General features: G+C 50.5%; 10 protein-coding genes, 2 tRNA genes and 1 pseudogene. 6 read left to right on the top strand and 7 right to left on the bottom strand.

The window, feature by feature from the left end:
- Positions 1-472: 472 nt before the first annotated feature.
- The 3 genes from C7382_RS07670 (at position 473) to C7382_RS07660 (ending at position 961) form a co-directional block, all read left to right on the top strand.
- Positions 473-544, top strand: a tRNA-Glu gene (locus C7382_RS07670).
- 27 nt (positions 545-571) lie between these two features.
- Positions 572-826, top strand: a complete 255-nt coding sequence (gene rpsT / locus C7382_RS07665; RefSeq protein WP_116679701.1) for a 30S ribosomal protein S20 — start codon at positions 572-574, stop codon at positions 824-826.
- A 63-nt stretch (positions 827-889) separates the two neighbouring features.
- Positions 890-961: transfer RNA gene (locus tag C7382_RS07660), tRNA-Glu, on the top strand.
- Between the two features lie 616 nt (positions 962-1,577).
- Here C7382_RS07660 and C7382_RS07650 read toward each other — a convergent pair.
- The 7 genes from C7382_RS07650 to C7382_RS07620 form a co-directional block, all read right to left on the bottom strand.
- On the bottom strand, positions 1,578-2,216 hold the full coding sequence (locus C7382_RS07650; protein WP_116679699.1) for a LysE family translocator: 639 nt from the start codon (positions 2,214-2,216) through the stop codon (positions 1,578-1,580).
- A 192-nt stretch (positions 2,217-2,408) separates the two neighbouring features.
- Positions 2,409-3,449 (bottom strand): porin family protein, encoded by a 1,041-nt coding sequence (locus C7382_RS07645; protein ID WP_116679698.1) that lies wholly within the window; start codon positions 3,447-3,449, stop codon positions 2,409-2,411.
- 43 nt (positions 3,450-3,492) lie between these two features.
- A complete protein-coding gene (locus C7382_RS07640; protein WP_116679707.1) occupies positions 3,493-4,242 on the bottom strand; it encodes an ABC transporter permease in 750 nt (249 codons plus the stop codon).
- Positions 4,242-4,940 carry an ABC transporter ATP-binding protein gene (locus C7382_RS07635; RefSeq protein ID WP_116679697.1) on the bottom strand — a complete coding sequence of 233 codons (699 nt, stop codon included), beginning with the start codon at positions 4,938-4,940 and terminating at the stop codon, positions 4,242-4,244. The genes C7382_RS07640 and C7382_RS07635 overlap by 1 nt, the downstream gene beginning before the upstream one ends.
- Positions 4,940-5,875, bottom strand: coding sequence for an ABC transporter substrate-binding protein (locus C7382_RS07630; RefSeq protein WP_116679706.1), 936 nt, complete (start codon positions 5,873-5,875; stop codon positions 4,940-4,942). The genes C7382_RS07635 and C7382_RS07630 overlap by 1 nt, the downstream gene beginning before the upstream one ends.
- Before the next feature lie 411 nt (positions 5,876-6,286).
- A complete protein-coding gene (mutY, locus tag C7382_RS07625) occupies positions 6,287-7,426 on the bottom strand; it encodes an A/G-specific adenine glycosylase (RefSeq protein ID WP_116679696.1) in 1,140 nt (379 codons plus the stop codon).
- A gap of 116 nt (positions 7,427-7,542) precedes the next feature.
- Positions 7,543-9,093 carry an L-lactate permease gene (locus C7382_RS07620; RefSeq protein ID WP_116679695.1) on the bottom strand — a complete coding sequence of 517 codons (1,551 nt, stop codon included), beginning with the start codon at positions 9,091-9,093 and terminating at the stop codon, positions 7,543-7,545.
- Positions 9,094-9,592: 499 nt separating this feature from the next.
- On the opposite strand from C7382_RS07620, the gene C7382_RS07610 reads away from it, so the two are divergent.
- From C7382_RS07610 to C7382_RS10200, 3 genes and pseudogenes are all read left to right on the top strand, one after another.
- Positions 9,593-10,063: an SPOR domain-containing protein gene (locus C7382_RS07610; protein ID WP_116679693.1), complete on the top strand. Its 471-nt coding sequence runs from the start codon at positions 9,593-9,595 to the stop codon at positions 10,061-10,063.
- A complete protein-coding gene (murB, locus tag C7382_RS07605) occupies positions 10,064-11,080 on the top strand; it encodes a UDP-N-acetylmuramate dehydrogenase (protein ID WP_116679692.1) in 1,017 nt (338 codons plus the stop codon).
- Between the two features lie 34 nt (positions 11,081-11,114).
- A pseudogene (locus tag C7382_RS10200) lies at positions 11,115-11,864 on the top strand (MBL fold metallo-hydrolase); the annotation flags it as partial.
- Positions 11,865-11,889 lie beyond the last annotated feature (25 nt).

The following is an 11,889-nucleotide window of genomic DNA, read 5'->3' as shown; positions in this document are numbered from 1 at the left end:
CTCTGTGCAAACCACCGAGATATGGCGCAAATCGCTCTCATTTCCATTTACTTACCTTTCATCCTCACCCTAATACCCTTTCTTCGAATAGTTCCCGTCTAAAGGATAAATTTATCCACCATAGAGGACAGAACCGTCCTTCCTTAAGGACAAAACTGTTCTTCAGAATAATCGACAACACATTTCGCCCTCTTACCAATCAGTTAGCAGATAAGAGCATACGAGAATTGGGCATTCCTCGTCTCCAAGGCAACCACATCAAAAAGCCTTAAGCCCCGTTCGTTGATAATACTCCCTTTATTGATGCGGTTACCTGGCAAAACAGCATCCATCTTTCGACATCAAGAGAAAAAACTGAACAAAAAACTGCACTTACTGGCGTCAGAAACAAAAATCGTTTGGCAATTTCAGATTTAATACTACCTTTGCAAGCGCAAAACGAATCATCGTCCTTTGCTAAACAACAAGCGGAGGCCCATTCGTCTATCGGTTAGGACGCCAGATTTTCATTCTGGAAAGAGGGGTTCGATTCCCCTATGGGCTACAAATTTAATTATCACAAGAGAAGGATATGGCAAATCATATTTCATCAGAAAAGCGTATTCGTCAAACAAATGCTCGCAGACTGCACAATCGTTACTATGCCCGTACGGCACGTAATGCGGTAAAGGCTTTCCGCGCACTGACGGATCGCACTGAGGCTGAAAAGAAATTCCCCGCATTGGCGTCCATGCTCGACCGTCTGGCTGGCAAGAACATTATTCACAAGAATAAGGCTGCTAACCTGAAGTCTAAGCTGGCTCGTCGCATCAGCGCCTTAGCGTAATCAGGCTCTCCCTGCCATTGGCCTCTCCGGCCATCCGGAGATAGGGAGTAACAAGCTAGTCTTGGCCCATTCGTCTATCGGTTAGGACGCCAGATTTTCATTCTGGAAAGAGGGGTTCGATTCCCCTATGGGCTACAAGTGCGATAGATAGCTACTCACACGAAAGGCTGTGTCGAAGGAGAATTCCTTCAGACACAGCCTTCTTCGTTTTATAAATATTGTCAGTCAGCGATGGGAGCTATTCAGATTCCTCAGAAGAATCCGGCAATGCGACTTGCACGTCCCTCCCTCATCTATTTGGATTATACTCAATAGCAATCGTTTTATACTCATCCGGCTCTATCTCAAGATTAGTGAGTTTCTTGCAGAACACTGGATCATCACTCAGATAGTCGAACAGATTCTTTCTCACTGCGCGCCTACTCATATCAGTTATCGAAAACTGCATGGGATAATCTGCCTCTTTCTTTTTTACCAACATTGTAATCGTTGGTTGTCAGCGTAAGCTTCTTCGTCAATGCATTCGGAGCATACAACAGACCTTGATATTCATTGCCGTCGGTAGTGTAGATCACACCTTCGATCTTCTCACGGACAATCCTATGAAGGACAGGCACTGCGACACTACAAGCAGAAAACATAACCGCCATAACCATGACAGCAAGCACAAAATACTGCACCTCCTACAAATACGGCAGAGCCGGCAAAAGGAGAAATAAGGGATGAGAGGAAAGAGATGTAGAGAATCGTTTCAGGCTAAGATGTCGTAAAGACCGCTGAAGAGACCGAAGAGAGAAATGGCAATAAAGATGATGGCAACGATACGATTGAACCAACGAATGCCTGCGATATTGATACGGCTGCGCAAAATACTAACCAAATACGTGATGAGCGACCACCAACCGATCGCCCCCAAAGCAATACCCAGCATACCGGAAGTGTAACCAACAAACATTTTGCCCGGGACATCCACCACAAAGTTGAAACGCGAATAGAGCGCAATGAAGAAGAATATGATGAAAGGATTGGACAGTGTTAGTCCGAAAGAGCTGAGCACTGTGTGCCACAGAGAGAAGTTATTATCCTTGTCCTCGACCTTGAATGAGGGTGCACTTCGATAGAGATAGATACCGAAGAGGAGCATAACCACACTACCGAGTAGCTGCAACCAAGTCTCATTACTGTCGATGAAGTTCATCACCAGACCGATGCCTAAGTAGGTCACCGTAGCATAGAAAAGATCGCTCAGCATGGCTCCGACGCCGGTGTAGAAACCGTCGCGCTGACCTCTATGCAGCGTCCTACGGATACACAGGACTCCTATCGGGCCCATGGGGGCCGACACGAGAATACCGATGACAATGCCGTATAGAATCGAAGATGCGATCATGCCTTATAGAGACGAATTACTTGTTTCTGCCAATCTATTGAATTACAAAGATACGCATTCTAAGCCGTAGAGAGTTAAAAAAGTTGATGCCCTTTTAGGTCTTTCCCTGTGGTCGGTGATAGTCAATGCAAAGAGGGCTGCGGAGAATCTCCGCAGCCCTCTTTATATCTTAATCATGAGTTCTGACTCTCTTCAAAAGCCCACCTGCACCTGAGTCATGATGGCGTGGGAGGTATTCTGAGGGCCTTTCAGATCCATCATTGCATACTGCACCTGCAAACGACATTTGGGATAGAACCAATACTGAAGTCCTGCAGTGACATTGTAGAACTTATTGAGTCTATAAAGATCCATATAGTCATATGAGGCGATGAGGTCAATGTTTTTGAAGAGCCGTGCCACACCTGTCACATAAAAACCATCAGTAACCCTATTGTCATCCTTTCCATAAAGATACTCGCTACGAAGGTCAAAATACTTTGAGCGGAACATACCGCCCACACTCCAACGAAGACGATCGTAGAGGTCGTCAGTTTCCACCTCGTAGAACGGAATTGTGAGATCTTCTTTTGCAAGCGTCTTGCCACTCATAAAGCTACCCGTGAAAGAAAGATTCTCAAAGGGGCGAAGTGTCAGACTGCCCATCAATGTCTTTTGGAGAGAGGCATCTACTCGATTTATACCCTGTCCATTGACAACCCCCAGACGATAGCTGAGCACATCATTGGAGAGATCTCCATAAACCTCAATACCGATGTCACGTCCGCTCTGAGCACCCATCAAAGGATCACTACCGTCTCCTGCTGCCAGGAAGTTGGTAATTGCAGAGCCACACGTGATCGTCTCAATGGTTGCCGGCGAGAGTTGATTCTCAATTGTATAAGCAGTCTTGAACTGTCCCAACCTGATACCAAACTCAGGTGTCGCCTTATAGGTTGTGTACAGCTCCAGAGTGGTATAACCCTTGCCAAAATCTGCAAAATAGGCTATAGACCATTTGTCTGTGATAGCTGCATCGACACGCAAAACAATCCGCTTGACATCGAAAGTATTGTAGTTGTACATCTCTTTCCCATCGGGATACCACAGAGAGGTGTAACCCGCCTGAGCATAGCCACTGAAGGTCATGCGCTCCTTGATGGTGTTTACAAGACTTCCTGCGGACTGTTGTGCACAGATGCTTCCTGCGCCGAGCATCAAGATTGATGCTGCCAAAAAGTACTTTAGTTTCATTGTCTTTAATTATTATTTGTGTGAATGATTTTCTATCGTTACATCAACTGTTGCGCCATCGACAGAGCTTGGCTTCGAGCATATCAATTAGCAAGAAAAAGAAAAATCCCGACATGCCCAAAACAACGATGCCTGCATACATCTCTGTATAGCTGATACGCATCCATGCGTCGACTATGAAAAAGCCCATTCCTCGGTCGGTGCCGTACGTTTCGGTCACAAAAAGAACCGATATGGCCGTGCCGATAGCCACACGTAGCGTGGATAGCGCTTCGGGTGTGATGGCAGGCAGAAGCAGATGACGCAGGAGCTGTCTGTGCGTGGCACCGAGCGATGTGAGAACAAGGAAACTCTCCTTCGGGATATTCCGCAGGCTGTCGCGCAGATTGATAATGATTTGAAAAATAATGATCAGCACGATCATGATGATCTTGGTGGCATCGCCCAATCCGGCCAACAGCATAATGACGGGAAGTAGAGCCAGCTTGGGTACAGGATAGCAGAAGTAAACGAAGGAGTCCATCACCTGTCCGAAACTTCTGTAGCGATACATGGCCAAAGCCATCACCAATCCAAAAAGGAGTGCAATGGCAATACCGATGATGATGCGGCGCAAACTGGCCAGCAGATGCAGGGACATGGATTGCTGCCACACGCGACCGATCTGTCCATAGACCGTCACAGGATCCACGAGAGCAGGCGTATCAAGGAGTATTGCAGCCAAGAACCAGAGTACATTGAGCAGGAGTGCTCCCATGAAGATGCGACCCAGAAGTCGCTTGGTACGCTTCATCATCGTTCGGGCTGATTGAGGGTTCGACGAATGACGTCTGCATCGGGATGTTCGAACACATCGACCAGTCTTCCCGGGCTTCCGCTTATGATGGCTACGCGGCTGCTCATCGCTACAGCTTCCTCTACGTTGTGCGTCACCATTACGGTGGTAACGCGATGTTTGTCCCAGAGATGCAGGAAGAGCTGCCGGCTCTTCTCGGCCGTAAGCATATCGAGAGCTGCGAATGCCTCGTCCAAAAGAAGTAGCTGCGGGCGTTGCAGAAAGACACGCGCCAAGGCCACGCGCTGTCGCTGCCCGCCGCTCAGCTCCCGTGGATAGCGGTGAAGCAGATCAGACAAACCGAGAATCTCAATCGTACTTTCCAGCTCTGCCGCATCGATCTCATCCTTGCGTAGCATGGCGGGCAGGACTATATTCTCCCGCACTCGCTTCCACGGCAGGAGACCATATTGCTGAGGGACAATCCCGATAGAGAACTGCTGCGGGCTCAAGGGCCGGCCATCCATCCTGACTTCTCCGTTATAATCCGTCAGCACCCCTGCCAATACGTGCAGGAGAGTGGACTTACCACAACCCGAAGGACCCGTGACGGCAAAGATCTCACCCTCCGGAATACTGAGCGAAAGATCTTCGAGGGCCTTCACTTCAGCGTTCCCGTGATGATAGGTAACGGATAGATGACGGATGGAAAGCATTATCGGATGAGGGACTTGCCGTCGTAGTCTTGCGGGACAAGCTGCTTGGCATGAAGCCAATCGATGGTCAGGCGTAAGTCTTCGTCCGTAGGCTTCTGGGCATGAGTGTACTCAGGCAAAATCACGTCATCGACCAACGGCTCCGGCACGCCGACCTCTTCGACCAGAATGCTCCGTATGGCTTGGCGATCGTGCGATCGTATGTAGTCCACAGCGAGGTCGTAACCCTGCAGGAGAAGCTCCATTGCTTCTCGCTTCTCGCGGATCGTTTTGGCGGTAAATGCGGCTCCGGTTACATATATACCCAGCTCCTGCGTGGAGACAAGTGTGTTCATGCCGTCGGCCATGGCTATGGTGATGAAAGGATCGGGCAGGACAGCGGCATCGATCTGTCCGCTACGCAGCATTTCGAGGCGGAGCGGCACCTTATTAACCTCTGTCTTGGTAATGTCTGCTTCCTTCATACCGGCCGCCTCCAAGATGCGGTCGGTCGTGTACTCGATGACCGTATTGCGTGAGATACCGAGCGTCTTCCCACGGAGAGCAAGCAGATTGTCTCCGGCAAAGTCCTTCGACACTATCAGACGAAAGTATCCGTCCAGGCGCATCACAAGCTGCAGGTCTATGCCTCCTGCCTGCTGCATAGCGGCACCTGTATAGTCTATCACCGTCCCTTCCACATTGCCGGAATGGAAAGCAGCGTCCCGTTCATTAGGAGAGTAGAACTTAACGATGTTGAGCTTCAGACCGAGGGAATCATAAATCCCCGTCTTCTGCGCTACGACGAAGGGCAGATAGTCCATGGAGGGCATGGCGCCGAGTGTGAGCGTGAGGGCCTCATCGTGCCCTTCCGAGCCGCTCCCCTTGCGACCGCATGACAGCATAGCGGCCAAAACAGCAAGGGTAAAGAGCGAAAAAAGAGTAAATGGCTTCATAACAGGATACAAATATGCAAAGAAATACACAATTGGAAAAGGTACGTTATTACTGCATAATTCAGACAGAGAAGGGGCAATGTGCGCCCACCATCCTTCGAAAAAGCAAACACGATGCACACCTTTTGAAATACAGTCACACAGGATGTAAAAAAATCTGTAGATGTGTTATGACCACCAATTCGTGCTGACAGCCGAAAAAAACTCACGCCAAAAAGAAATTATTTTGGCGCCATTTCGAAAAAATTTATGCGCCAATTTGAAAAACTTTTGGCGCGATCTTCTCCAGATTTTCCGCGCCAAATTCTCAGCTTTTTCAGCTCTAAAATTCAAAGGATACACTTCATCGCTCTCACGGCAGCATTGAGAGTAAAAAAAGATGCTACCCTTGCATCGCTATAAGAAGGTCTGTCAGCGAGAAGGCAGGGAGTCTATAAGGAGATGGAGTGCGCGGGGGAGAGCATAGTCGGCAAGCTGATCTTCGGGGATGGAGCGGAAGCCTTCTATCTCAGGCACATCATCGAGCAAAGCCGTAAGCAGGTAGCCATGCATCCAGAGATTGCGGTGAGTGAGCTGGTGTTTGAAGGTTTTGAAAGGATGGCTACCCATACTACCCGAAGTGATTTGGAGCAGGACGCTCACCTCCGTGGTCTGTAAGAGGGACTCCAATGAGGCCTTTTTGTCCAACTCAATACAGGGAAATTCGTACAGTCCCTGCCATATATCCCCCGCAGGACGACGACAGATATAGGTATAAGCCCCGGATGGTGTGATCACCCGTACATATATATAATAGAGGTAGCGATTGGAGATGCGCAACCCGCCCTTCTTAACGGGAAGCGTATGGACGCATCCGGCCACATCGGCCAAGCAGAAACGACGTAGCGGGCAGAGCAGACAAGCGGGAGACGTGGGGGTGCAATGCAAGGCGCCGAACTCCATCATGGCCTGATTGTGCGTGGCGGGATTTTCCCGGTCAAGCAAGGCATCGGCCCAAGCGGCAAAGATTTTTTTGCCCTGCGGGGTATCGATCGGGCTGTCTATATGCAGCAGTCGGCTGACGACACGGAAGACATTGCCATCCACAGCCGCATAGGGCAGATCGAAAGCAAAGGAAAGAATTGCCGCGGCCGTGTAGTCGCCTATGCCGGGCAGCTGCAGAATTTCCTTCTGCGAGCGAGGGATGCATCCGCCGAAGTCCGACACGACCATCTGTGCCGCGCGGTGCAGATTGCGGGCGCGGGAGTAATAACCCAGCCCCTCCCACATCTTCAGCACTTCGTCCTCAGTGGCTTCTGCCAAAGATTGCGCATCAGGAAAACGCTCTATGAAGCGATGGTAGTAGTCGCGTCCCTGCTCCACTCGCGTCTGCTGGAGTATGACCTCCGATATCCATATACGATATGGGTCGGTAGTCTGCCGCCATGGCAGATCACGTTTGTGCGCATGATACCAATCGGCCAGCAGCTTCCGCAGTTCAGGAAAGTAGGTTTGTGGCTCTATTTGGCCGTCAACAGACAGGCTTCGGGCACGAGACGGGGAGTTAATCATACGAAAAAAGAAGATTACCTGCGCGCAAAGATATAAATGAATGTAAACGAAAAGAGGCACACAGGCCCAAAACGACCTATGTGCCTCCCCATATAAATGCCGGAAGGAGTCTTATCCTACGCGAGGAAATAGACCATCAGCCCCACGACCACAACGTAGAAGAGTGCATAGGGTATGGCAGAACGAAGGATAGCACCCTCTTGTCCCTGCTGATTGCAGGAGGCCGTAGCGATGGCGATGCTCTGCGGCGAGATGATCTTGCCGCCGGTAGCTCCGGCCGTATTGGCCGCAGCGAGCCACTGCGTGTCCACACCGATCTGCTGTGCCACCCCGGCTTGCAATTTACCGAAGAGGATATTGGACGAGGTGTCACTGCCGGTCACAAAGGTGCCTATGGCACCGATGAGCGGAGCAAAGAGCGGATAAAGTGTGCCGGTGGCATCGGTCAGAGCCGTAGCCAGAACGAGAATCATCCCGCTATACGTCATGATGGCGCTCATGGATACGAGGCTGATGATGGTCACCCCGCTCTTTTTCAAGCCAATAACAGTCTTACCCAGAATAGCCATCAGTCGCTTCACAGAAACGCCCTGCACCAAGCCACCGAGGAAAGCACCGAGGAAGAGCATCAGACCCGCATTGCTAAGCCACCCGAAGTTGAACGTCTTGGTGCCATGATAGATCGGCAAAGCAATCTTGCTCACCAGCGTAGTCTTGAGGAAGCCGCTTATCGGTCCGCTCACAGGACTCGCCAGTACGATAAAGAAGAGGATGAAAAGATACACACTCCAAGCCTCAAAGATCTGCTTAGGGCTGTACTTTTCCGTTTCAGTCTCCTCTACTTTGTTCTTACGCGCCGTCACACGGGCAAAAGCGATGATCACGATAATGGCGGCAATACTACCAAATATGGCCGGCGTCTCGGCCCCCAAGAAGCGCGCCGAGGCGTATTGCACCGCCAACGACACCGCCCCTACCAGAAGAGCGAGGACTATATTCTTGGGTTGGCTCTTGGCGCTGCGATCCGTCAGGAAGAGGATAATGTAGGGAATGACGAACATCAGCAACGATAGCTGCAAGACGACATGGGCACTGATCACTTGTATCTCGCCCGTCGTAGCCACACCATTGGCAGCCACTTCGTTCGCCAACGTAGTCACCGGCACTCCCACGGCACCGAATCCCGTAGCCACACTATTGGCGATGAGGCTCACCAAAGCAGAGAATCCCGGCTTGAATCCCAGACTGATCAGGATGGCGGCAGGAATGGCCACGGCCGTACCAAATCCGGCCATACCCTCCAGCAAGCCACCAAATCCCCATACAAGCAGGAGCACTTGGATGCTCTTGTCCTGACTGATGCCGGTAAACTGCTTCTTAATAACCTCGATCTTACCCGATTCGAGCAATACATTATAACTGTAGATAGCCATCAAGATGATAATAAGGATAGGGAAAACAGCCTTGAGCACGCCCTCAACGAAAGCCCAACCGACGCCGGCGGTACTGAAGTCTTGGGGAGCAAAGCCCAACGCAGGGGCACCGAACAGTGCTACGAGAGCTGCACAAATAAGTGCCAATACGGCACTTTTGTCTCCCGCCATCTTGAAGCCTAACATCAGAACGATGAGGAGAACAATGGGCAGGATAGAAAGAATAATGTCCATAATCGAATATTTTTTTGATGTGTATTGTAAGTACGACTTCTACAAAGAAACTAAAAAAATCGCCCCACCAGCTCCATTATGGCGACATATTACGGTTTTCATTATCAAAATGGAAGAAAAACCATCCATTTTTACAACAAAACAGCAATTGACAAAGGGAGATTCTCGTAAAAAGACGTTCCTAATGAAGTTTTTTCCGGCTCGGGAAACAAGCTTTCCCTGCGTGGAAAAAACAATTTTCCGAAATGGGAAATTACCGATTTACACTCCAATTCTTGACAGGAAAGGTCTGTCGTCACAAATGAGTTTAAGTATCTTCCTGTTTCAAATCTCATATATACGCATGAACACATAACTGATACTGAGCAGTGGAAAAGTCTGTCAATATGCCATCGATGACACCTCCGTGCGAAGAAGCAAATACTAAATGTGCCCGTTTTTACGATAATACTATATCTTTGCAAACGGAGTACTCTCTAATAATTCAAAAAGAATGAAGATGAATAAGATGGTTGTTTTGGCAGCCGCCGTAGCTATGACGGTTGCTTTCGGCTCTTGCAAATCCAAGCAGAGCGCATACCGCCAGGCCTATGAACAGGCCAAAGAGCGTGAGGTTGCCTTAGCAGATGACTCGGAAACTGTAGCACGCCCGATCGTATCTAAGCCGGCTACCAATGTGCAAATCCGTCAGGAGAAACTTTCTGCTTACAGCGGCGAAGATGCTTCTCGTCTGGATCGCTACAGCGTAGTAGTAGGTAGCTTCCGTAATGCTACCAATGCACGTTCGCTCAAGGAACGTCTAGAATCTGAAGGCTATACTCCTATCTTGGCCGAGAACGAGCAGGGAATGCTTCGTGTGATCGTAGCCAGCTTCCCCACTCGCGACGAAGCTATCGCAGCTCGCGAGGCCGTCAAGGAACGTTATGCTCCTAATTTCCAGGATGCATGGCTGCTTGAGCGTGCCAACTAAATGGAAATCAAACAAAACTATCCCCTATCCGAGCGCAACACATTTGGAATTGCCGCACAGACGGATTGGTGGATTGACTACACTTGCGACGCCGACATCGATCGGTTGGTGAAAGACGAGTTTTTCCAAGAATGTCGCGTACAGACTATTGGCGAGGGGAGCAATTTGCTCTTCCTCGCTAATTTTCATGGTATTCTCCTCCATTCGGAAGTACAAGGCATCACCGAACTCAACAGAGATGCGGACAGCATCACACTGCGTGTGGGCTCCGGTATGGTGTGGGACGACTTCGTCGCCTATACCGTAGAGCAGGGGTACTACGGAGCAGAGAACCTATCGCTCATCCCAGGGCAGGTAGGCGCTGCCGCTGTACAGAATATCGGCGCTTACGGTGTGGAGGTGTCTCAGCTCATTGTAGCTGTTCACGCTCGCAACTACCGCACGGGAGAGACGCGCGTCTTCTCAGAGAGGGATTGTCGTTATGCTTATCGCTATAGTATCTTCAAGGAGCCGGACTATGCCGAGTGGGTCATCATGTATGTGGACCTTCGTCTGCAACTCACGCCCTCCTTTTCGCTTGAGTACACAGCGCTATCCAAAGTTCTCGCAGAGGAACAAACAACTCCCTCTCTCCGAACGGTGCGCGACACAATCATCCGCATACGACGTTCCAAGCTCCCCGACCCCGCCACGGTGGGCAACGCCGGTAGCTTCTTTGTCAATCCGGTGGTATCGGCTGACAAATATGCCACCCTGCAAGCGGACTACCCCTCCATTCCCAGCTACCCACAGCCGGATGGCAGCGCCAAAGTGCCGGCAGGATGGTTAATAGAGCAATGTGGTTACAAGGGACATCGCGACGGAGCCGTGGGCGTGTACGAACATCAGGCCTTGGTACTGGTGAACCACGGCGGGGCCACAGGCACGCAAGTGGCTGCATTGGCCGAGGAGATTATCGGCCGCGTCCGAGAGCGATTCGGAATAGAACTCCACCCCGAAGTCAAGTACATTCTCTGACACATTCCCCATTCTCTCCTTTCTGTTTCCTTCCATGCGTTGTATCTTATTAGGTTCAGGCACCAGCACCGGCGTCCCCGAAGTAGGTTGCCATTGCAGGATTTGCCGCAGTCAAGACCGACACGACAAGCGCACGCGCATCTCGCTGCTTGTCATCACAGACTCGGGCAAACGCGTTCTTATCGACTGTAGTCCCGACTTCCGTCGTCAAGCTCTCTCAGCAGACATCGACTCACTTAACGCCATACTCATCACGCACGAGCATTACGATCACGTGGGCGGGCTGGATGATGTGCGCACCATCAGTTGGCTGCGCGACCTGCCTGTGTATGGAGAGGAGAAGGTGCTGGCCTCCATACGCGAAAGGCTGCACTACGTCTTCCGGAAGAATCCTTATCCCGGAACACCTCGGCTCACACTCCATAGCGTGGAGCCCGGTGTACCTTTCCAAATCGACGGACTTACTGTCGAGCCTATCCGCGTGATGCATGGCACATTGCCCATCCTCGGTTACCGAATCGGTGATATGGCTTTCCTCACTGACGTGAAGACTATCGGCGAAGAAGACCTCAAGAAACTGGAAGGCGTGCGCCTGCTCTTCATCAACGGGCTGCGTTTCCGCAAGGAACACCCCTCCCATCAGACCATAGAGCAGGCTATTGAGATGTCCGCACGGTTGGACAATCCGGAGACAGTGCTCATCCATCTCTCCCACCATGCCCCGCTACACGAAGAACTACTGACGCTCCTACCCTCACATATACATCCAGGCTATGACGGATTGGAAGCTGTCATAGAGAATGCAGAGA

Source organism: Porphyromonas loveana, from assembly GCF_003096695.1.
Taxonomy (GTDB): Bacteria; Bacteroidota; Bacteroidia; order Bacteroidales; family Porphyromonadaceae; genus Porphyromonas; species Porphyromonas loveana.
This window is presented reverse-complemented; position numbering and strand designations above follow the sequence as displayed.

Coding starts and splice junctions, on each gene's coding strand:
- mutY (WP_116679696.1), bottom strand. CDS start 7,426: ATGATTAACTCCCCGTCTCGTGCCCGAAGCCTGTCTGTTGACGGCCAA.
- murB (WP_116679692.1), top strand. CDS start 10,064: ATGGAAATCAAACAAAACTATCCCCTATCCGAGCGCAACACATTTGGA.
- C7382_RS07620 (WP_116679695.1), bottom strand. CDS start 9,093: ATGGACATTATTCTTTCTATCCTGCCCATTGTTCTCCTCATCGTTCTG.
- C7382_RS07630 (WP_116679706.1), bottom strand. CDS start 5,875: ATGAAGCCATTTACTCTTTTTTCGCTCTTTACCCTTGCTGTTTTGGCC.
- C7382_RS07640 (WP_116679707.1), bottom strand. CDS start 4,242: ATGAAGCGTACCAAGCGACTTCTGGGTCGCATCTTCATGGGAGCACTC.
- rpsT (WP_116679701.1), top strand. CDS start 572: ATGGCAAATCATATTTCATCAGAAAAGCGTATTCGTCAAACAAATGCT.
- C7382_RS07610 (WP_116679693.1), top strand. CDS start 9,593: ATGAATAAGATGGTTGTTTTGGCAGCCGCCGTAGCTATGACGGTTGCT.
- C7382_RS07650 (WP_116679699.1), bottom strand. CDS start 2,216: ATGATCGCATCTTCGATTCTATACGGCATTGTCATCGGTATTCTCGTG.
- C7382_RS07635 (WP_116679697.1), bottom strand. CDS start 4,940: ATGCTTTCCATCCGTCATCTATCCGTTACCTATCATCACGGGAACGCT.
- C7382_RS07645 (WP_116679698.1), bottom strand. CDS start 3,449: ATGAAACTAAAGTACTTTTTGGCAGCATCAATCTTGATGCTCGGCGCA.